Source organism: Deltaproteobacteria bacterium IMCC39524 (assembly GCA_029667085.1).
Lineage (GTDB): Bacteria > Desulfobacterota > Desulfuromonadia > Desulfuromonadales > BM103 > M0040.
The window spans coordinates 43,506-64,157 of record JARUHJ010000001.1; the positions used below are offsets into that span (position 1 = coordinate 43,506).

Annotated in this window: 19 protein-coding genes; 16 read left to right on the forward strand and 3 right to left on the reverse strand. The window is 51.1% G+C overall.

Annotation, left to right across the window (positions count from 1 at the left end):
* Positions 1–5 precede the first annotated feature (5 nt).
* The gene (locus P9J64_00200) at positions 6–143 is read right to left on the reverse strand and encodes a hypothetical protein (protein MDG5466735.1); all 138 of its coding nucleotides are present in this window, start codon (positions 141–143) and stop codon (positions 6–8) included.
* Between the two features lie 405 nt (positions 144–548).
* On the opposite strand from P9J64_00200, the gene leuB reads away from it, so the two are divergent.
* The 9 genes from leuB (at position 549) to P9J64_00245 (ending at position 10,509) form a co-directional block, all read left to right on the forward strand.
* Positions 549–1,637, forward strand: a complete 1,089-nt coding sequence (gene leuB, locus P9J64_00205; GenBank protein ID MDG5466736.1) for a 3-isopropylmalate dehydrogenase — start codon at positions 549–551, stop codon at positions 1,635–1,637.
* Positions 1,638–1,712: 75 nt separating this feature from the next.
* Positions 1,713–2,813: an aspartate-semialdehyde dehydrogenase gene (gene asd / locus P9J64_00210; protein ID MDG5466737.1), complete on the forward strand. Its 1,101-nt coding sequence runs from the start codon at positions 1,713–1,715 to the stop codon at positions 2,811–2,813.
* Positions 2,814–2,932: 119 nt separating this feature from the next.
* On the forward strand, positions 2,933–3,718 hold the full coding sequence (locus tag P9J64_00215) for a CbiQ family ECF transporter T component (GenBank protein MDG5466738.1): 786 nt from the start codon (positions 2,933–2,935) through the stop codon (positions 3,716–3,718).
* A 1-nt stretch (position 3,719) separates the two neighbouring features.
* Complete coding sequence (gene truA / locus P9J64_00220) at positions 3,720–4,454, forward strand: tRNA pseudouridine(38-40) synthase TruA (GenBank protein ID MDG5466739.1); 735 nt, start codon at positions 3,720–3,722, stop codon at positions 4,452–4,454.
* 171 nt (positions 4,455–4,625) lie between these two features.
* Positions 4,626–6,092, forward strand: a complete 1,467-nt coding sequence (gene guaB, locus P9J64_00225) for an IMP dehydrogenase (protein MDG5466740.1) — start codon at positions 4,626–4,628, stop codon at positions 6,090–6,092.
* Positions 6,093–6,206: 114 nt separating this feature from the next.
* Entirely contained in the window at positions 6,207–7,766 is a 1,560-nt protein-coding gene (gene guaA / locus P9J64_00230) for a glutamine-hydrolyzing GMP synthase (protein ID MDG5466741.1), read from the forward strand.
* A 229-nt stretch (positions 7,767–7,995) separates the two neighbouring features.
* The gene (locus P9J64_00235) at positions 7,996–8,478 is read left to right on the forward strand and encodes an NfeD family protein (GenBank protein ID MDG5466742.1); all 483 of its coding nucleotides are present in this window, start codon (positions 7,996–7,998) and stop codon (positions 8,476–8,478) included.
* A gap of 2 nt (positions 8,479–8,480) precedes the next feature.
* A complete protein-coding gene (locus P9J64_00240; GenBank protein MDG5466743.1) occupies positions 8,481–9,329 on the forward strand; it encodes an SPFH/Band 7/PHB domain protein in 849 nt (282 codons plus the stop codon).
* A gap of 172 nt (positions 9,330–9,501) precedes the next feature.
* Positions 9,502–10,509, forward strand: a complete 1,008-nt coding sequence (locus tag P9J64_00245; protein MDG5466744.1) for a WYL domain-containing protein — start codon at positions 9,502–9,504, stop codon at positions 10,507–10,509.
* 9 nt (positions 10,510–10,518) lie between these two features.
* Here the strand turns inward: P9J64_00245 and P9J64_00250 are convergent, their stop codons facing one another.
* Positions 10,519–11,325: a formate/nitrite transporter family protein gene (locus P9J64_00250; GenBank protein ID MDG5466745.1), complete on the reverse strand. Its 807-nt coding sequence runs from the start codon at positions 11,323–11,325 to the stop codon at positions 10,519–10,521.
* A gap of 74 nt (positions 11,326–11,399) precedes the next feature.
* The gene (locus P9J64_00255) at positions 11,400–12,605 is read right to left on the reverse strand and encodes a pyridoxal phosphate-dependent aminotransferase (GenBank protein MDG5466746.1); all 1,206 of its coding nucleotides are present in this window, start codon (positions 12,603–12,605) and stop codon (positions 11,400–11,402) included.
* 167 nt (positions 12,606–12,772) lie between these two features.
* Between P9J64_00255 and pheA the strand changes: the two genes are divergently transcribed.
* The 7 genes from pheA (at position 12,773) to sppA (ending at position 20,647) form a co-directional block, all read left to right on the forward strand.
* Positions 12,773–13,846 (forward strand): prephenate dehydratase, encoded by a 1,074-nt coding sequence (pheA, locus tag P9J64_00260; protein ID MDG5466747.1) that lies wholly within the window; start codon positions 12,773–12,775, stop codon positions 13,844–13,846.
* Positions 13,847–13,879: 33 nt separating this feature from the next.
* Positions 13,880–14,746, forward strand: coding sequence for a prephenate dehydrogenase/arogenate dehydrogenase family protein (locus tag P9J64_00265; GenBank protein MDG5466748.1), 867 nt, complete (start codon positions 13,880–13,882; stop codon positions 14,744–14,746).
* 59 nt (positions 14,747–14,805) lie between these two features.
* Complete coding sequence (aroA, locus tag P9J64_00270) at positions 14,806–16,107, forward strand: 3-phosphoshikimate 1-carboxyvinyltransferase (GenBank protein ID MDG5466749.1); 1,302 nt, start codon at positions 14,806–14,808, stop codon at positions 16,105–16,107.
* A 22-nt stretch (positions 16,108–16,129) separates the two neighbouring features.
* Positions 16,130–16,804, forward strand: a complete 675-nt coding sequence (gene cmk / locus P9J64_00275) for a (d)CMP kinase (protein MDG5466750.1) — start codon at positions 16,130–16,132, stop codon at positions 16,802–16,804.
* Between the two features lie 24 nt (positions 16,805–16,828).
* Positions 16,829–17,683: a 4-hydroxy-3-methylbut-2-enyl diphosphate reductase gene (gene ispH, locus P9J64_00280; GenBank protein ID MDG5466751.1), complete on the forward strand. Its 855-nt coding sequence runs from the start codon at positions 16,829–16,831 to the stop codon at positions 17,681–17,683.
* Between the two features lie 279 nt (positions 17,684–17,962).
* A complete protein-coding gene (locus P9J64_00285) occupies positions 17,963–19,693 on the forward strand; it encodes a 30S ribosomal protein S1 (GenBank protein ID MDG5466752.1) in 1,731 nt (576 codons plus the stop codon).
* 63 nt (positions 19,694–19,756) lie between these two features.
* Positions 19,757–20,647, forward strand: coding sequence for a signal peptide peptidase SppA (gene sppA, locus P9J64_00290; GenBank protein ID MDG5466753.1), 891 nt, complete (start codon positions 19,757–19,759; stop codon positions 20,645–20,647).
* The last annotated feature ends 5 nt before the right edge of the window (positions 20,648–20,652 follow it).

Here is a 20,652-nt window from a genome sequence, read left to right on the forward strand (position 1 = left end):
CAGCATTAACCAGGGCCGTCGAGGATGTCAGCCAAAAAATCAATAAAGCCTTCCGTCAGCCCCTCTATATCGACGCCAAAGAAGTAGTAGGCTATGAACAGGGCAAAGGCACAGACAATAATTGGCACGATGATCTTTTTCATGAAGTTCTCCTTGGACTAGATTATAACGGCAAGTTTCTACTTTTCCAGTCACATGTAAATAAATAAATAGATTAAAGATTGTATAATTGAATTTTTATAAGCTAATAACTTTTAAAATAAATATAAAAAAATATAAGTAAGTATAGTGGATATTTTTTATATAAAAATTTATTTAATTATGTATAACAATGCATAATTAAGCCCTTTTCTAGGGCGTCGATTCGGTTGCATGACTTGCACAAAAAAATGGTTCGAAGAAGGTTTCGAATCGCCGTAAAAGTGATGTGTTGTGCGTATTTGAAAGAGTTTGACAAAGAAGGTTTCCCTTCTTATAGTGACATCCTTAAATTTTAACAGATTACAGACTGACCATAAATATATTCATACTTTAAGGAGAGAAACATAATGAGCAAATCATTCAAGGTTGCGGTGCTGTCTGGTGACGGTATTGGTCCGGAAGTCATGGCAGAAGCGTTAAAAGTTCTGGATGCTGTTCAGGCAAAGTTCGATGTGTCTTTCGAACGCACCTTCGCCAACGTCGGCGGTATTGCTATCGATGAGGATGGTCAAGCATTGCCTGAAAAGACCGTTGATGTCTGCAAGGCTTCAGATGCTATTCTCTTCGGTTCGGTCGGCGGTCCCAAATGGGAAACCCTGCCCCCCGATGAGCAACCGGAACGTGGTGCGCTACTGCCACTGCGTAAAATCTTTGGTCTTTTCTGTAACCTGCGTCCGGCGATCATTTTCCCGGCGCTAACCGGTGCTTCCAGCCTGAAAGAAGAGGTTATCGCCGGGGGCTTCAACATCCTGGTTGTCCGCGAGCTGACCGGTGGGATCTATTTTGCTGAGCCGAAGGGGATTGAAGGCGAGGGCGGTGCGCGTACCGGCTTTGACACTATGAAATATTCTGACGCAGAGGTTGAACGCATCAGTCATGTTGCCTTCCAGGCGGCCCGTAAGCGCGGCAGCAAAGTGTGCTCCATCGATAAAGCCAATGTCCTTTCAACTTCTGTTCTCTGGCGCGAAGTTGTTGAGAGGGTTGCCAAGGAATATCCTGATGTAGAGCTCTCTCATATGTATGTTGATAATGCGGCCATGCAGCTGGTGCGTTGGCCGAAGCAGTTCGATGTTATGCTCTGTGGCAACATGTTCGGTGATATCATCTCTGATGAAGCCGCCATGTTGACTGGCTCTCTTGGTATGCTACCTTCTGCATCACTGGCTGAGGGGACTTTCGGTATGTATGAGCCTTCCGGTGGCAGCGCTCCGGATATCGCAGGTCAGGGCATTGCTAATCCGATTGCCCAGATCCTCTCTGCCTCGATGATGCTACGCTACTCTTTCGGCATGATCGACGCTGCAGATGCTGTCGATGCAGCCGTTGAGAAGACTCTTAATCAAGGCTGCCGTACGGGTGATATTTTTCAGGACCTCGAGGGTGAGAAAAAGGTCAATACTAAGGAAATGGGCGATGCCATTATCGCCAATCTGTAGATGAACCGCGTGGCGCGTGGTGCGTAGCGTAAATTCAAAGGCTAAAGCCAAATCCATATACAAGGAAACAAGAAGATGAAAGTCGGTATCGTTGGTTGGCGTGGAATGGTTGGTTCTGTCCTTATGCAGCGCATGCAGGAAGAGAACGATCTGGCCGGTATTGAGCCGGTATTTTTCTCCACTTCGCAGGCGGGACAGGACGCGCCCCTGGGTGCTGGTACCCTCAAGAATGCTGATGACATCGAAGAACTCAGCAAGCTTGATGTTGTGATCACCTGTCAGGGTGGTGATTATACCAAAGCCATTCATCCCCAGCTGCGTAAAGCAGGTTGGGACGGTTATTGGATTGATGCCGCAAGCTCTTTGCGCATGGAGACCGATGCGGTCATTATTCTCGATCCGGTTAACCGCAACGTGATCGATGAAGCCCTGGCCAATGGCGTCAAAGATTTTATCGGTGGCAACTGTACCGTCAGCCTGATGCTGATGGCGATCGGCGGTCTGTTCCGAGCAGGTCTGGTGGAGTGGGTCTCCTCAATGACTTACCAGGCGGCATCAGGCGCGGGAGCTCCGAACATGCGTGAACTGTTGAGCCAGATGGGAGCTCTGGAAGACTCGGTGTCGGACCTTTTGAACGACCCGTCATCAGCCATTCTTGAAATCGATCGAAAAGTCACGGATTCATTGCGCGGGGATGTCCTGCCGACCAAAGAATTTGGCTATCCCCTGGCCGGAAGCTTGCTGCCATGGATTGATCGCGAAGTTGAAGATGGTCAGAGTCGGGAAGAGTGGAAGGGTTATGCCGAAACCAACAAGATCCTCGCTTATGCCGAACCGGTTCCGATCGATGGTATCTGTGTCCGGGTTGGTTCCATGCGCTGCCACAGTCAGGCTCTGACGATCCGTCTTAATAAGGATTTGCCTATCGCCGAGATTGAGGCCTTGATCGACAAGGATAACGACTGGGTCAAATTAGTTCCTAATACCAAGGCCGACTCCCTGGGTGAACTGACGCCTACTGCCGTGTCCGGCACCCTTGCTATTCCGGTTGGCCGGGTGCGCAAGATGAAGATGGGCCCGCAATACATATCGGCGTTCACCTGCGGAGATCAGCTTCTTTGGGGGGCGGCAGAACCTTTGCGGCGCATGTTGCGAATTCTTAAAGAACAGGTGTGAATTGTTAAGGCCTGAAGGGTTGTTTTTTTTCTGCAACCCTTAAACGATAGACATAATACAATCTCGGGGGGCTGTTTCAGCCCCCCGAAAGTTTTCGTCTTTTCTTCTGGACTCACACTTTGATTGCATCCGCAGAAACAGGCCTATACCAGCAAGCAGAGACAATTCTGCACAGACTTGACCCCCGGGTGAAGGTTCTCTCCTGCCTGGTTCTGGTTATGCTCTCGTTTGGCGCTGCCGGCTGGATGCAGCTACTCTCGATGATTATAATTGTTGCTCTCGCGGCATGGTCTATTCACCCCTTTTCTCAGCGGATTTTCAGCCTCTTCTGGCTGTTACGTTGGTTCTTGCTTTTTACCTTTCTGCTGCATCTTTTTCTATCTCCTGGGCGAACGCTGTGGGGCTTAAGCTGGCTTTCTTTTGATGGCTTGCTTTCAGGGACTTTTGTTTGCCTGCAAATGCTTCTGGCCGTTGCCGCCTCTGCTCTCCTCGCCATCACCACGACGACACAAAGCTTATCTCTTGCTTTTGTCTGGTTTGTTAAGCCGTTACACTGGTTGGGGTGCCGAACCGATGAGTGGCAGAAAATCCTGTTGCTGGCCATGGATTTTGTCCCGGTTGTACACGAGGAAATCCGTGCATCAGGTCAAGAAGAGATACGAACTGCCGACGCGGTTCCCTTTGCTGCCAGTCAGGGGCGTTTCGCTGCTTGGGGAAAGAGGCTGCATGTCTTGATTTTTCGCCTGGTAGATCGAGGCGACGAGATTGCGCATCGTCTGGCTCTGGATGACGCCGCAACTATACGGCCAATGGTTTTGCCGGCATTTTTGCCTATGGCCCTTTTGGATCAACTTTTTTCCCTGTTTGTCTGCCTGATGATTCTCTCTTACTGGTTGGTGGGTTAAGATGCGCACAATCCTTTTGAATGTAGAGTATGACGGCACTGCCTATGCTGGTTGGCAATTGCAATCCAACATCCTCACTGTACAGGAAGTCGTTGAATCCGCCCTGACACAAATTCTTGGTTACGCCGTCCGGATCCATTCTTCCAGCCGGACTGATGCAGGTGTCCATGCCCGCAACATGGCTGTACATTTTCGGACGGAAAGCACTATCCCTCTCACAGCTTTCTGTGCAGGAGCGAATGCTTTCCTGCCTGATGATGTTGTTATCCGGCAAGCAAGAGAAATGCCGGAGGACTTTCACGCCCGCTTTTCATCCAAGGGTAAATGGTATCGCTATACGATTTACAACGCCGATGTGCGCTCGCCCCTTGCTTGTCGAACCGCCTGGCATCTACGCGGCACCCTGGATCTGGAACTGATGCGAGAGGCTGCTCGTCTTCTCGTCGGTGAACATGATTTCCAGGCTTTTCGAACAACTGGTTGCATCGCCAAAACAACTGTCCGGGAAATTTTTCAGATTGAGGTGAATACGAATCAGGAATTTATTTACCTCGACTTTAAAGGTTCCGGTTTTTTACGGAATATGGTTCGGATATTAGTTGGCACCTTGGCTGAGGTAGGGCAGGGGAAACGGCCGCTGAGTGACCTGGAAAAACTTCTCCAGGGCGAGGCCGATTTAAGTTCCGGCGCTACCGCCCCGGCACACGGACTGTGTCTTCAGGAGGTGTGGTATTAACCCCGGCTTTTTACCCGTTCTTCTCTTAGTTCTCTATCCTTCTCTGTGAGTTTTTTCTTATAGTCCCAGACCTGTTAAAAATAGCTTCGATTCTTCTTGACTAGCCAAGTCCCCTGAACTAAATATAGCGGTTAATTATTCACCCCCCAGCCCCCCATGGAGGTATCGGCGATGCTCGATCCCGAGATCCGCGAAGGCTTGACCTTCGATGATGTTTTGCTTCTCCCCGCTCATTCCCAAGTACTGCCACGCGATGTTGATTTGACGACTTACCTGACTCCCCAGATAAAATTGAATATCCCCCTGCTCTCAGCAGCTATGGATACTGTTACCGAGGCGCGTACGGCAATTACCATGGCTCGTGAGGGCGGTATTGGTATTGTTCATAAGAATATGTCGCCTGCCGCACAGGCCCTCGAGGTCGACCAGGTTAAAAAATCTGAAAGCGGCATGATCGTTGACCCGATCACCATGGATCCTGACCAGAAGATTTACGAAGCTCTGGAATTGATGGAAAAGTACCGGATCTCCGGTGTTCCGATTACCAAGGACGGTCATCTGGTTGGTATCTTGACCAACCGTGACCTGCGTTTTGAAACACAGCTCGATCAGCCAATCTCGAATGTCATGACCAAAGACAAACTGGTCACCGTTCCTCCTGGCACCACACTCGAAGAGGCCAAAAAACATCTTCACGAACATCGCATTGAGAAATTGCTGGTTGTAGATGATAGCTATGCACTTCAGGGCTTGATTACCATCAAGGATATTGAAAAGGTCCGTAAATACCCCAATGCCTGTAAAGATGATATGGGTCGTTTGCGGGTCGGCGCGGCTGTTGGCGTTGGCGATGATTTTGAAGAGCGTCTGAGCCTGTTGGTGAATACGGGTGTCGATGCAATCATTATTGATACAGCGCACGGCCATTCTCAGTCGGTCATTGAGGCCGTTGCTGAAGCTCGTCGCAACTATCCTGACCTTTCCCTGATCGCTGGTAATATTGCGACGGCTAATGCGGCAGAGGCTTTGATCAAGGCTGGTGCCAATGCTGTCAAGGTCGGTATCGGCCCCGGTTCAATTTGTACTACGCGCGTCGTTGCAGGTGTTGGTGTCCCACAAATTACAGCCATTTCCGATGTCTCGAGCATTACCCGTAAATTTGGCGTCCCCTTGATCGCTGACGGTGGCATCAAGTATTCGGGAGAGTTGCCGAAAGCGATCGCTGCCGGCGCTGATACAATCATGATCGGCTCTCTCTTTGCCGGGACCGATGAATCCCCGGGTGAGACAATTCTTTTTCAGGGCCGTACATACAAAACCTACCGCGGCATGGGCAGCATTGGTGCAATGAAGCAGGGTAGCAAAGATCGTTATTTTCAGGCAGGGGCAGAAGATGTCAAGCTCGTCCCCGAAGGGATCGAAGGCCGTGTGCCCTTCCGTGGTCCGCTCTCTGAAAATGTCCATCAGCTGATGGGCGGTCTGCGTTCCGGGATGGGGTATACCGGCTGCAAAACGATCAAGGATTTGCAGGAGAACGGCCAGTTTATGCGTATCACAAACGCCGGCCTGCGTGAGTCACATGTTCATGACGTTAATATTACTCATGAAGCACCCAACTATCGGATTGAAAAGAACTGATAAACATTGAGACTTGGGGCTAGGGACTGAAGGCTGGTAATAACCACTTTCTGTCTCTAGTCTCGAATCTTGAATCCAAACCCCAGCCTCCAGCCCCTAGCCTCCAGAGGTCATATGCAAGACATTCATTCTGAAAAGATACTGATACTAGACTTCGGATCGCAATATACTCAACTGATCGCACGCAGAGTGCGTGAAGCTCATGTTTACTGTGAGTTGCACCCCTTCGATATGACTCTCGACGAGATCAAGTCTTTCAATGCTACGGGCATTATCCTTTCCGGCGGACCGAAATCAGTCTACGAAGAGGGTGCTCCGGCTATTGAAGAAGAACTTTTCGAGTTGGGAATACCGGTCCTGGGCATCTGTTACGGTATGCAGTTGATGTGTCACCACTTCGGCGGCAGGGTCGTGCCGGCAGGGAAACGTGAGTACGGCCACGCCGACCTGCTCGCCAAGAACACTCCCGGCCCTCTTTTTGACGGCTTCTTCGTTGATGGTCATAGCCCGGTCTGGATGAGCCATGGTGATCATGTTGAGATTCAGCCCCTGGGCTTTGAAGAAATTGCTGTCACCGAAAATGCGCCGGTCTGTGGTATCCAGAATCTTGAGCGTAATCTCTATGGTGTGCAGTTTCATCCCGAAGTCAACCATACTCCGCGTGGCGAGATGCTCATTGATACCTTCGTGCGCAAAATTTGTGGCTGCACCGGCAAATGGACGCCCGGACAGATTATCGAGGATGCTGTTAGCAGGATCCGGGAACAGGTTGGTGATGAAGAGGTTATCCTGGGCCTCTCCGGTGGAGTCGATTCCTCTGTGGCCGCTGCTTTGATTCATCGCGCTATTGGTGATCAGCTTACCTGTGTGTTTGTCGACAATGGTCTCTTGCGTCTCGGTGAAGGCGACCAGGTTATGTCGACCTTTGCAGAAAGTCTGGGTGTTAAAGTTCTCCGCGTTGATGCTGAGGACCGTTTCCTCGGCAAGCTCGCTGGTGAAACTGACCCTGAAAAGAAGCGCAAAATTATTGGCAACCTGTTTGTTGATATTTTCGAAGAAGAGTCTAAAAAACTGGCCAATGCCCAATGGCTGGCTCAAGGGACAATCTATCCCGATGTTATCGAGTCGGCCGGTGGTAAAACGGGCAAGGCTCATAATATCAAGAGTCATCACAACGTTGGCGGCTTGCCTGATTACATGACTCTCAAACTGCTTGAACCTTTACGCGAACTCTTTAAAGATGAGGTTCGTACGGTCGGTGAAGAGCTTGGCTTGCCGCATCGCATGGTCTGGCGCCACCCCTTCCCGGGCCCCGGCCTCGGTGTGCGCATATTGGGTGAGATTAAAAAAGAATACTGCGACATCCTGCGACACGCCGATGCCATCTACATCGAAGAGCTCTACCAGACCGGGCATTACGACAAGATCAGCCAGGCTTTCGCTGTGTTTCTGCCTGTCAAGAGTGTCGGTGTGATGGGTGATGGGCGCACATATGAGTATGTTGTCGCCTTACGCGCTGTCGAGACGAAAGACTTTATGACTGCTGGCTGGTACCCGATGCCTTACGAAGACCTGGCGCGGATCAGTAATCGGATTATCAATGAGGTTCGCGGCATCAATCGTGTTACTTACGATATTTCGAGCAAGCCTCCGGCAACCATAGAGTGGGAATAAATACGCGGCGCGTGGCAGGAAAGATCGAATAATCAGCGGAGAAAGGCTTTTGCCCTTTCTCCGCTGTTTTGTTCTGTAATCCGTCATGACCAAATATAGCAACTCTTGATTATCAAAGAAATCGTTGCTTTTCTGCTTCTCGATTGAATGTCTCTGCATGAATAAGCTATGATGAAGATTGTCTTAGTTTCTTTGTTCTTTGGTGTTGTTAAAACGGAAGGGAAGGTTCATGGAAAATTTTCAAATGCTTTACTGGTACTGGCTGGTCTTCGGCATGATACTGATGTTACTGGAACTGGCCGTTCCTTCCTTCACGATCTTCTGGTTTGGCTTGGGAGCACTGGCCGTCGGCGTATTCTTGCTGGTGGTCCCTGGTCTCAGCCTGACCTTGCAGGTTCTGGCCTGGATTATTGCCTCGGCGGCATTTGTGCTTTTCTGGTTCAAAGTCCTCAAGCCACGTATGACCGATAAAACGACCTCCGGCATCTCCCGCGAGGCGGTGCTTGGTGAAACGGCCATGGTAACACGTGTTCCAGAAGGCGATCGACGTGGTGAAATACGTTTCTCTGTGCCGATGCTTGGTTCCGATACCTGGCCATTCATCTGCGACGACGAGGTCGCCGTTGGTGACCGGGTTGCCGTGCGGGAAATTTCCGGCAACACCATGTTGGTTAAAATTGTCAGTAACACTCAAAGTAAAGGGGAGGGTTGAATATGGGAGGCCTGATCGTTGTTGTTATTTTTGCCATTCTGGTTATCACCACCATCAGCATGGGGGTGCGGCTTGTGCCACAGGGCAGCAAATGGGTTGTCCAGAGGCTCGGCAAATATCACAAGACCCTGAACCCCGGTCTGAACATTCTGATCCCTTACGTAGACAATGTTGCTTACAAGGTCACCACCAAGGATCAGGTGCTCGATATTCACTCCCAGGAAGTAATCACTATGGATAATGCGGTGATCCTGGCCAACGCTGTCGCCTTCATCAACGTTGTTAGCCCTGAGAAGGCGGTCTATGGTGTCGAGAATTATCACCTGGCTATACAAAACCTGGTTCAGACTTCGTTGCGTTCGATTATTGGTGAGATGGCTCTGGACTCTGCCCTGAGTTCTCGCGATGCAATAAAGTCCAAACTCAAAGAAGCTATCTCAGACGATATCAGCGACTGGGGAATCACTTTGAAGACGGTTGAGATTCAGGATATCAAACCATCGCAAACGATGCAGAAGGCGATGGAAGAGCAGGCTGCTGCTGAGCGTGAGAGAAGGGCAACCGTCACTCGCTCCGGTGGTGAGAAAGAGGCAGCTATCCTTGAAGCCGAGGGTCGACTTGAGGCGTCCAAGCGTGATGCTCAGGCTCAGGTGGTGCTGGCCGAGGCAACGCAGCGTGCGATCACCAAGGTGACCGAGGCGATCACGGACAAGGAGCTTCCTGCCATGTATCTGCTCGGCGAGAAGTACATCAATTCAATTGAAAAAATGGCAAGCAGTCCTAACGCCAAAACGGTCTTGCTACCCGCCGATCTGCCAAGTGCGTTACGCGGTATCCTTGGGGCGAAATAGCTCTCTCAACGCACAGGCGCAAAGAAGTGAATCAAGACGCAAAGACAATCGTTTGCAAGGATAACCTTTGCGTCTTTCTTTCCCCATGGTGTCTTTATGTTAAACAACTTGGTCTTTTCTGGCTTCTTGTTAAAACCTTCTTTTGTCAACAAACACTGAGCTTGGAGGTCTAATGTCTCCGAAAAAACCAGGCAAGCCAGCCAAGAAATACAGCCAGGCTGCTCGTTTACACGACGTAATCCGCATTCTTGAGGCACGCTACGGGGCGACTGTCGACGAGCTCGCTGAAGAGTGTGGTGTGACCCGAAGAACCATTTATCGTGACCTTGACGCCATTCGCGATGCCGGGTATCCATTAATCTCTGAACCTGAAGCCGATGGACGGGTTCTTTATAGCTTCATGACCGGCTTCAGAAGACTGCCACCGATCACTTTCTCCCTTGAAGAATTGATGACACTCTACCTCTGCCGTGGGCAGCTGGGTTTCTTGCAGGGCACCCCTTTTCAGGATGATCTTGACGCCATCTTCGGCCGCATCCATTCCAGTTTGCCTCCACGCAGCGTAGCGCATCTGGAACGGATCGCAGAAACAGCAGCCCCCAAGTTCCAGGGGCAGAGGGATTATGCCGTAAAGAAAGAGCTACTCAAGGAGTTGCGCAGGGCGCTTCTTTATCAGTATCAGATCGACTTGTCCTACACGCCAGCACGCCGCGACACAGAAACCTATCGCTTTGATCCTTACACCTTGCTTTTTTACGGGGGCGCTCTCTATTTGGGAGGCTACGCCCACAATCGCAAGGCCCTGAGGCTTTTCCTGGTTGATCGTATTGAGCAGCTTACTGTACTGGATGATCGTTTTGAAATTCCTGAAGACTTTTCGGCAGGCGATCTGACCGGCTCTGCTTTTGGGCTGATCGACGAAGAACAGTTCATGGTCAAGGTCCGGTTCGGCCCTGAGATCGGCCACCTGATCCGTGAAAGAACCTGGCACTCAAGCCAGCAAATGGTTGAGGAGGGAGATGGTTCGCTGGTTCTGAGCTTTGAGGCCAGCGGTGAGAAAGAGATTCTCGCCTGGCTTTATTCCTACCTGCCTTACGTTCAGGTCCTTGAACCAAAGGATCTGAAAGAAAAATTCCTGGAAAACTTGCAAAAGGCCATTCAGGGGGAGTCGTCCCTCTGACCGAGGTTACTATTCGCTCGTCCCCTTCAGATAAGCAAACCAATACGCAAATCCGACGAAAACAACACCACCGATGATGTTGCCCAAAGTAACCGGGATCAGGTTGCTGATGAAGAAGTTTGACCAGGTCAGCTCTGCAACCTCCAGCCCAAGTTTTGCTTTTAAGAGCAGGCCGGTCGGGATGAAATACATGTTGGCAACCGAATGTTCGAAGCCACTGGCGACAAAAGCCATGATTGGAACGTAGCAGGCGAGCATTTTGCCGGGGATGTCGCGGGCTGCTGTGGCCATGAATACGGCGAGGCAGACCAGCCAGTTGCACAGAATGCCGCGGACCAGCGCAACGCTGAAGGAGAGTTCACACTTGGCCGCTGCGATGTTGACGGCGTGTTCTGCAACACGACCGATCTGCCAGAGCTCAGACTCAACCATCAGCCAGGCCAGAAAAAGTGATCCGACCAGGTTGCCGATGATGACAATGGTCCAGTTCTCGGCAATCTTCTTCCAGGAGATCTGCCCTTGAAGCGCGGTCTTGGTCAACAGGCTGTTGCCGGTAAAAAGTTCGGCGCCACAGATGACGACCAGCATCAGGCCCAATGAAAAGACGCTACCGCCAAGCAGCCGTGAAATTCCCTCTCCCAAGTGTGCGGTGGCGTCTGATGTAATCAGGGTCGCCAACTCAGCCCCGAAGGCAATATAAAAACCAGCCAGAAGGCTGAGAACCCAGGTGCGTGCCAGTGGCTGGGTCAGGACCCGGCGGCCATTAGTTGCTATCAACTGGGTGGTTTCTGTCGGTGTTAGAAAACGTTTTTCCATAAAAGTCCAGTGGCGCGTGGCGGGAAGCGCGGCGCATTATGAAATAAAAGGTTCTTCTCGCGACACGCTACGGGCTACGCGCCAAGTTCGGGCGAGAGTCCGACATCCTTAGCCAGTTTCTCCCATGCAGGAAGACTCCGCTCTATAATCGCCATGTCTATGCAATAGGCGATGCGGAAATAGCCGGGGGCACCAAAGCCGGAACCGGGAACAAGAAGGATATTGTGTTTTTGTGCCTGGCGGACAAACTCAACGTCATCTTCAATCGGCGATTTTGGGAAAAGATAGAAGCCTCCGCCTGGTTTGACCATATTGAAGCCGAGTCCGGTCAGGTGATTGTAGATAAGGTCACGTTTCTCCTGGTACTCACCAACGTCGACGCTTTCCCCTTGCAATACTGCGACCAGACGTTGCATCAGCGCCGGAGCGTTGACGAAGCCGAGAACGCGATTGCAGAAGACAGCTCCCTCCATGAAGAGTTTGACTTCAGACATAGCCGGATTTGCAGCCAGGTAGCCAATGCGTTCTCCAGGCAGAGCCAGGTCTTTCGAGTGTGACGTAACCAGAATTGAGTTGCGGATATATTTGAAGACTGGAGGCACGCTGTTGCCATCGAAAGCCAGGCGTGCATAGGGCTCGTCAGAAATGACATAGATGTTGCGATCGAGCTCGGCCTGTTTACGTTCGAGCATTTTTCCCAAGGCTTGCAGAGTCTCTGCGCTGTAGACGGCGCCGGTCGGATTGTTGGGCGAGTTGATGATGATTGCGCGGGTGTTATCTGTAATGGCCGACTCAATAGCTTCGATGTTCGGTTGGAATGTTTCCGGATCGGTCCAGACCTCGGTTGTGGTGCCGCCGTGGTTGTCCACGTAGAATTTATACTCAACGAAAAACGGTGTGAGAATAATAACTTCTTCGCCAGGGTTGAGAATTGTTTTTAAGGTTACATTGAGAGCTCCACCGGCGCCACAGGTCATTATGATGTGACTGGAGTTGATCGGTACACCGGAATATTTTGCGATATTTTTGGCCACCGCAGCGCGGGTCTCTTCATACCCGGCATTGTTCATGTAACGATGCATGCCGAGGTCCGGTTGGTCAACGATGCGACGCAGCTCGCGACGAAACGCTTCTGGTGGTTCAACGGAGGGATTGCCCAGGGTGAAATCGTAAACATTCTCGGCTCCGAATTCGGCAATCAGGGCGGCGCCTTCCTCGAACATACGCCTGATCCAGGATGAGCGTTCAATAGCGTTGTGTACTTTTATAGCGACAGTCATAAGGTAGACTCCTTAAGCAAATTATATGATAGGTCTAAAAACTGAGATGCGAGTTTAGCCTTCTGCACGTCGTTGGTCAAGCGGTGTTAAGCGCCTTGGTTACTTGCTTTTTAATGATTCATAGGATAAATTCACAAATCCCCTGAACAGTGGAAAGGACAGACCTTGTGGACCCGAAAAACCTGAAAAATTTGCGGCAACAGATTGACACTCTTGACGACCAGATTCTAGGTCTGCTCAATCGACGAGCTGAAGTGGTGGTTGCGGTTGGTAAGGCGAAGGATGAGAAGCGCGGTGAGTACTATGTGCCGAGCCGTGAGAAGGCGATCTTTGAACGCCTGATTTCCGCAAATAAAGGACCTTTTCCCGATGAAGGCGTACGTAGGGTCTTTCGTGAAATCATCTCGGCCTCTCTCTCTTTGGAACAACCTCTCAAGGTTGCTTTCCTTGGCCCTCAGGCAACCTACACCCATGTCGCTGCCATGCAGCAATTCGGATATTCGGCACAACTTGTTCCGTTAAAAAGTATTTCCTCGATCTTCGAAGAGGTCAGCAGGGGCAGGGCCAGCTATGGTGTCGTCCCGGTAGAAAACTCTAACGAGGGTGTGGTTTCTCACACGCTCGATATGTTCATGTCCTCTGACCTCAAGATTATCGCTGAGATCCTTTTGCCGGTTTCTCACGATCTTCTTAATCTCTCCGGGCAGGCCGCCGATGTGCGTAAAGTGATTTCACACCCCCAGGCGATTGGCCAATGCCGTACCTGGCTGGAAGAGAACCTGCCTGATATCCCTCTGGTGGATGCCTCAAGTACCGCTTCTGCCGCTCAGCAGGCTGCTGAAGATGCCAGTGTCGCAGCAATTGCCAGCGAAACTGCGGCCTCGCTCTACGGCTTGCGTGTGGTCGAACACAAGATTGAGGATAATCGCAACAACTTCACCCGTTTCCTTGTGATCGGTAACGAAATGCAGAGCCCTAGCGGCAATGATAAGACCTCGATCATGTTCAGCGTCAAGGACCAGGCGGGTATTCTTTATCATATGCTGGAACCTTTCAGTAAACGTGATATCAACCTGGCCAAGATTGAAAGTCGTCCGATGAAGGGCAAGGCATGGGAGTATATCTTCTTCCTTGATATGGTCGGTCATGTAGAGGATAAAGATATTGCTGATGCGGTAGAAGAGCTGCGGACCTGTTGCCAATTTCTGAAGATTCTAGGCTCTTACCCAAAGGCACGTTGAAGAAGCAAATTTAAGGAAACGACGAATAAAACAATGAAGACCTTTTACATAGATAAACTTGCCGTTGTGGGTGTTGGGCTGATCGGAGGGTCACTGGCCCTGGCTTTGAAAGAAGCGGGCGTCGTCGGCCATGTGGTCGGTGTCGGACGCGGTTTGCCGAACCTGCAAACGGCTTTGCGTCTTGGCGTGGTCGACAGCATTACTCAAGACTTGGCTGAAGGCGTCACAGCCGCTGATGTGGTGTTTCTGGCGACGCCGGTGCAGTCTCTTGGGTTGGTGGCAAAAGAGGCCATGCCGCATCTCAAACCTGGTGCCATCATTACTGATGGCGGCAGTGTTAAACAGGCGGTGATCGATGCGATTGAACCGCACCTGCGCGACGACGTGCATTTTGTTCCGGGTCATCCGATCGCAGGAACCGAGAATAGTGGTGCCGAAGCCGCGTTTGCAACCCTCTATCGTGAGCGCCGCTGCATCCTGACTCCGACAGAGAGGACCGCCGATGCTGCCGTTGAGGCCATGCGCCAGATGTGGCAGCTCGTTGGTAGCCAGGTTGTGATTATGCCCGTTGAAAAGCACGACCGGGTCCTTGCCGCGATCAGTCACCTCCCTCATATGGTCGCCTACGCATTGGTCAATGCTGTTGGTGCTTATGACCGTTACGACGAGAATATCCTTGAGTACTCGGCCGGCGGCTTTCGCGATTTTACCCGCATCGCCTCTTCTGATCCGACCATGTGGCGGGATATCGCACTGACCAATCGTGACGCACTGGTCGAAATGATGGAACAATTCGAGACCTTTTTTGCAGAGCTAAAAGAAGATGTTGCTCTTGGCTCAGACGAGAGGCTTTTCGAATTCTTCCGCCGTTCCAAGCAAAGCCGTGACGAAATTCTCTAGGGACTGTCCCTGAACTTGGACTGTCCCTCTTACTCCTTAAAGACAAGACAGTATTTTAAATGAACAGTAATCAATCCCAGACCAGAACTGTCGCTCCCATTAAGACCCTCCGCGGTGAAGTCTCCGTCCCTGGCGATAAATCCATCTCGCACCGTTCGATCATGTTCGGTTCTCTGGCCGAGGGGACGACCCGTGTCAGTGGTTTCCTGATGGGGGAGGATAACTTGTCCACCTGGAAGGCCTTTGAGTCCATGGGCGTTACCATCTCTCAGACAGGAATAGATGCGCTTGAGATCAAGGGCGTGGGGCTCAATGGCCTGAAAGAACCGGGCGATGTCCTTGATTGTGGTAACTCCGGCACGACCATGCGTTTGATGACCGGTTTGCTGGCCGGGCAGAATTTCTTTTCTGTGTTGACCGGCGACAAGTACCTGCGCAAAAGACCGATGAAACGAGTCGTGACGCCCCTGGCAGCCATGGGCGCGCAAATCTGGGGCCGGGATGGTGGTGAAAGAGCTCCTCTGGCGATTCAGGGTGGTGCTCTTACTCCAACCACTTATGCTTCTCCCGTGTCGAGCGCCCAGGTTAAGTCAGCCGTTCTTCTGGCCGGTCTTTCTGTTGATGGTGAAACGACGGTGACTGAACCACACCTGTCGCGGGATCATAGCGAACGCATGCTCTCCTGTTTTGGTGCCGAGGTGAGGCCCTTTGAGGGTGGTGTAAGTCTGACCGGCCGGCCACGACTTTTGGGACAAGAGGTGGTTGTCCCTGGAGATGTCTCTTCCGCGGCCTTTTTTATGGTCGCCGGTTTGATTACTCCGGGTGCAGAGCTGCTGATCCGCAATGTCGGTATCAACCCCACCCGTAGTGGAATCATCGATATCCTGGTCGCCATGGGTGGGCAAATGGAAATGCTCGATATCAGGGAACAGTCCGGCGAGCCGGTTGCCGATGTCCTGGTTCGGCACAGCCAGCTGAAAGGCATTGAAATCTGTGGCGATATGGTACCCCGTGCCATTGACGAATTTCCTGTGATCAGTGTCGCTGCGGCGTTGGCCGAAGGGACCACAACAATCCGTGATGCGGAAGAGTTGCGAGTCAAGGAAACCGATCGCATCGATGCCATGGTCAGTGAGCTTGGCAAGCTGGGAGGTCAGGTTGAGGGCCGTCCCGATGGTATGGTGATTACGGGTGTTGAACAACTTAACGGTGGCACAGTGACGTCGCATGGCGATCATCGGATAGCCATGAGTCTGGCTGTCGCTGCTCTTTCGGCAAGAGACAGTGTGACGATAGAGGATGCCGCCTGTACGGAAACATCTTTCCCTGGATTCTGGGATCTTCTCGGCAAATTCAACTGAGAATAGAAAGCAGCTTTAAGATATGAAAGAACTGATTGTCGCCATAGATGGCCCCTCGGGTGTGGGTAAGAGCACTTTGAGTAAATTGCTCTCTCTTGACCTCGGTTATATCAACCTCGATACCGGTGCGATGTACAGGGCCGTTGCTCTTGCTTCGTTACGGCAGGGGATTGACGCCAAAGACCATGCAGCACTAAAGCAGCTTTGTGAAAAAATCGTTATAGAGTTTGTTCGCGGAGAGAAGGAAGAGCGTGTGTTGTTGAATGGTGAGGATGTCTCTGCACAGATCCGCACACCGGAGATCAGTCTTCTGACCGCCTCCGTAGCGGCTTGTCCTGAAGTTCGCCAGGCCATGGTTGAGCGCCAAAGAGTTCTCGGTGCTGATGGCGGTGTTGTCCTCGAGGGCAGGGATATCGGCACGGTTGTGTTCCCCAATGCCGATGTGAAATTCTTCCTCAAGGCTTCGTCGGAAGTTCGCGGCCAAAGACGTTTCCTCGAATTGCAGACAAAAGGTGTTGACGTTGATCTGGCTCGCACCATCTCCGAGGTTCAGGCTCGGGATATTGCCGACACCAGCCGTACGAACTCTCCGCTAAGACAGGCCGATGATGCCATTGTCATAGATACCACGGATTTGAACATCACTCAGGTCCTCGAACGCATGTTCACAGTGATCGCCGAATATCGTCAAAGCTGAGAGCCTCCTTTTCGGATTGAAACCATGGAAATTGTTCTCGCAAAAAGTGCCGGGTTCTGTTTCGGCGTCAGGCGTGCCACACAGATGGCTTTTGAGGCGGCCTCCAAGCATGAGAACATCTGTTCTCTCGGGCCGGTCATTCATTCGCCGCAGGTCGTGAAAGGGCTTGCAGAGCAGGGCGTGAAGGTTGTCTCCAAGGTAGAGGATATTCCGCCTGGTTCGGTGATTGTCCGCTCTCACGGGATTACCTCGGAAGAGATGGAAAAAATCCATGAGAGCAACCTGACCATTGTTGATGCGACCTGTCCATTTGTCAAAAAAGCTCAGGAGTACGCCGCTCGACTCAGCGATGAAGGTTATACGGTTGTCATTGTCGGTGAGATGGAACATCCGGAAGTGCAGGGGATCGTCTCCTACGCAGGCGAAGCCCTGGTTCATGTCGTTGCTGATGCTCATCAGGCATCGGCACTGCCGCGCATGAAGAAAGTCGGGATCGTCGCGCAGACCACCCAGTTGTATGAAAACCTGAAGGACATTATGGATGTTTGTCTGGCCAAAAGCCAGGAGCTGAGAATCTACAATACCATCTGTGATGCGACTTCGGTTCGGCAGAACGAGGCTCGTGAAATTGCCATGGACGTTGACCTGATGTTTGTTATCGGTGGTCATGCCAGCGCCAATACCTCCCGTCTTGCCGCTATCTGTCGAGAAATTCAGCCTCGGACCTGGCATATTGAAACAGCGGAAGAGATCGAACCCGAATATTTTGCTTCCGTGAACAGGGTGGGAGTCACTGCTGGCGCCTCAACGCCGCGCTGGCTTATTGATGAGGTCCTTGCAAGGATTACGGCGTTGGCATCCGTGGCCGAAGGCTCTTGACGAATTGTCCATAAGTTCCTTGGCTGACATTATGTAAAGGCTGTCAGGTGGCTCTGGCAGGCGATATTCAACAGGTTCTTCACCTTTAACTTTACCGTCATTTTTCAAGACCCTCTCAACCCGCTTAATTGCCCGCTTAACCCCTACTTCAAATCCCGCTTCTGTACGGAAAATAAAGGTTTGAATTTTACCTGAGGCTGTGCTATGTTCGCCGACCATGGCCTAAGAGCCATACCACCGTTTTTACGGCGGAATTTGCTAGGGGGTAACTGGTTAATAATGGAAAGTAACGAAAACACAAACGAAGAAGTAGAAGGTATGGAGATGGACGAGGATCTTGACATGGAGCAGTCTTTCGAAGAGATGTTCGAAAGCAGCATGCAAGAGCTCAACGTAGGCGACGTAGTGCTCGGTACAATTGTACAGGTCACAGACGACCACGTGGTCGTCGATGTTGGTTACAAGTCGGAAGGGGTTATCCCTCTCTATGAGTTCAAGGACGAAGAAGGCAAAATCGACATTAAAGTCGGTGATGAAGTCGATGTCCTCTTTGAGCGTCGTGAGAATGATAGCGGCCTCATCGGTCTCTCCAAAGAAAAAGCGGACCGTCAGAAAATCTGGGGTTCACTTGAAGAAGGTGCGGTTGTTGAAGGTAAGATCGTTGGGCGCATTAAAGGTGGCCTGACAGTCGATATCGGCATCAATGCCTTTCTGCCCGGTTCCCAGGTTGACCTGCGTCCGGTTCGTAATCTTGAGAAGTTGCTCGGTGCGAGCTTCGACTTCAAGATTATCAAGCTGAACAAAAGACGCGGTAATATCGTCCTCTCGCGTCGTGTTCTCCTTGAAGAGCAACGGGAAAGTATGCGTTCTGACACTCTCGAAACACTTTCTGAAGGTCAGGAAGTTGAGGGTATCGTCAAGAACCTGACCGATTACGGTTCCTTTATTGATCTCGGCGGCATTGACGGCTTGCTGCACATCACGGATATGTCCTGGGGTCGCGTTAACCACCCTTCGGATGTTCTCTCTGTTGGTGAGAAGATTAAAGTCAAAATTCTTAAATACGACCGCGAACGTGAGCGTGTTTCTCTCGGCCTGAAGCAGATTACTCCTGATCCATGGCTGGAAGTTGAAAGCGTTTACCCGGTTGGTGGTAAGGTTAAGGGCAAAGTCGTGAGCCTCACGGACTACGGCGCATTCGTTGAGTTGGAAGATGGCGTTGAAGGCCTGATTCACGTCTCTGAAATGAGCTGGACCAAGCGTATAAAGCACCCAAACAAGCTTCTTACGGTAGGTGACGAGGTTGAGACTGTTGTCTTGGCCCTGGATATTCCTAATCGCCGTATCTCCCTCGGACTCAAGCAGATCGAGCCGAATCCCTGGGAAGTGATTGGCGAGAAGTTCCCGATCGGTACTATTATCGAAGGCCAGGTCAAGAACATCACTGATTTTGGTGTCTTTATCGGTGTTGATGAGGGAATCGACGGTCTGGTTCATATCTCTGATCTTTCCTGGACCAAGCGTGTTAAGCATCCTTCCGAGATTTTCAAGAAGGGCGATACCGTTAAGGCAGTCGTTCTGAATATCGATCGCGACAACGAGCGCTTCTCACTTGGTCTCAAGCAGTTGACTCCTGATCCCTGGGAATCAATTCCTGTCAAGTACTCTCCGGGGACCATTGTTCGCGGCAAGGCGACTTCGGTTACTGACTTCGGTGTCTTCCTCGAGATCGAAGAAGGTATTGAAGGCTTGATCCATGTCTCTGAACTGAGCCAGGAAAAAGTGGAAAGCCCCAAGGATATTGCGAATGTTGGCGATGAGTTTGAAGCCGCCGTTCTCAATGTTGACACGGTGGATCGGAAGATCGCGCTCTCTGTCAAGCAACTGAACAGCCATAAAGAAAAGGCAGAAGTTCAGGAGTTCCTCGGCGCACAGAAGCAGGCGACCTCAAACCTCGGTGCTCTGTTGCAAGGTGCCATGGATCGTAACGGCGAGGACTCACCCGAGTAATTCAGTTAAAACCTTTAGCGCGTTTTCACTGTCTGTGGAAACGCGCTTTTTTTAGGACAATCCATGAAGAAACGTCCCTTTCTGCTGGCATCAGCCCTTTTAGCAGGCATATTTGTTTTCTTCCTGGCCCTGGCGGTTACTGTTGCCAGTTTCATGGGGCGTCCCGCCAACTTCGTGATTGGCGACAAGATTGGTGTTGTCGAAGTTTTTGGTGCTATTGCTGATTCTCGACAAGTCATCGAACAGCTTCATGGTTTTCGTGATAATGACAACATCAAGGCCATTGTACTCCGTATCGATTCTCCAGGAGGCGGCGTTGGTCCGTCCCAGGAAATCCATGACGAAGTGAAAGCCATCGATGCAACAAAACCTGTCATTGTTTCAATGGGTTCCGTTGCTGCTTCCGGTGGCTATTATATAGCGGCTTCTGCTCGTGAAATCGTTGCCAACCCTGGAACGATAACCGGCAGTATAGGCGTCATTATGGAGTTCACGAATTTTCAGGAGCTGCTCGATAAAATCGGTCTCAGCAGTGTCGTTGTAAAAAGTGGTGAATATAAAGATATTGGTTCGCCTTCTCGTGTGATGACGTCTCTGGAACGTGAGATCCTTCAGGATTTGATCGACGATGTCCACAGCCAGTTCGTGGCTTCTGTCGCCGTGGGTCGCAAGCTCGATGAAGAGGCCGTTCGCAAGATCGCTGACGGCAGAATCTTCTCCGGTCGCAGGGCCATGGATATGGGGCTCGTGGACCGGATGGGTAATCTTGATGTTGCCATTCGGCGTGCCGCCGAACTTGCCGGTATTGACGGTGAACCCAATGTCGTTTATCCTCCGGGTAAAAGTCCCAAGTTCATTGATCTTTTTATAGAAGAAGCAATACAAAAACTACAATTTGCCTTACAGAAACAACGTGCGGTAGGGCTGCAATATCTTTGGCCAGGATTTAATTAGGAGGT

Bases quoted from the DNA above. Each gene is read 5' to 3' on its own strand.
- P9J64_00200 (MDG5466735.1), bottom strand. From the start codon at position 143: ATGAAAAAGATCATCGTGCCAATTATTGTCTGTGCCTTTGCCCTGTTC.
- leuB (MDG5466736.1), top strand. From the start codon at position 549: ATGAGCAAATCATTCAAGGTTGCGGTGCTGTCTGGTGACGGTATTGGT.
- asd (MDG5466737.1), top strand. From the start codon at position 1,713: ATGAAAGTCGGTATCGTTGGTTGGCGTGGAATGGTTGGTTCTGTCCTT.
- truA (MDG5466739.1), top strand. From the start codon at position 3,720: ATGCGCACAATCCTTTTGAATGTAGAGTATGACGGCACTGCCTATGCT.
- guaB (MDG5466740.1), top strand. From the start codon at position 4,626: ATGCTCGATCCCGAGATCCGCGAAGGCTTGACCTTCGATGATGTTTTG.
- guaA (MDG5466741.1), top strand. From the start codon at position 6,207: ATGCAAGACATTCATTCTGAAAAGATACTGATACTAGACTTCGGATCG.
- P9J64_00235 (MDG5466742.1), top strand. From the start codon at position 7,996: ATGGAAAATTTTCAAATGCTTTACTGGTACTGGCTGGTCTTCGGCATG.
- P9J64_00240 (MDG5466743.1), top strand. From the start codon at position 8,481: ATGGGAGGCCTGATCGTTGTTGTTATTTTTGCCATTCTGGTTATCACC.
- P9J64_00245 (MDG5466744.1), top strand. From the start codon at position 9,502: ATGTCTCCGAAAAAACCAGGCAAGCCAGCCAAGAAATACAGCCAGGCT.
- P9J64_00250 (MDG5466745.1), bottom strand. From the start codon at position 11,325: ATGGAAAAACGTTTTCTAACACCGACAGAAACCACCCAGTTGATAGCA.
- P9J64_00255 (MDG5466746.1), bottom strand. From the start codon at position 12,605: ATGACTGTCGCTATAAAAGTACACAACGCTATTGAACGCTCATCCTGG.
- P9J64_00265 (MDG5466748.1), top strand. From the start codon at position 13,880: ATGAAGACCTTTTACATAGATAAACTTGCCGTTGTGGGTGTTGGGCTG.
- aroA (MDG5466749.1), top strand. From the start codon at position 14,806: ATGAACAGTAATCAATCCCAGACCAGAACTGTCGCTCCCATTAAGACC.
- cmk (MDG5466750.1), top strand. From the start codon at position 16,130: ATGAAAGAACTGATTGTCGCCATAGATGGCCCCTCGGGTGTGGGTAAG.
- ispH (MDG5466751.1), top strand. From the start codon at position 16,829: ATGGAAATTGTTCTCGCAAAAAGTGCCGGGTTCTGTTTCGGCGTCAGG.
- P9J64_00285 (MDG5466752.1), top strand. From the start codon at position 17,963: ATGGAAAGTAACGAAAACACAAACGAAGAAGTAGAAGGTATGGAGATG.
- sppA (MDG5466753.1), top strand. From the start codon at position 19,757: ATGAAGAAACGTCCCTTTCTGCTGGCATCAGCCCTTTTAGCAGGCATA.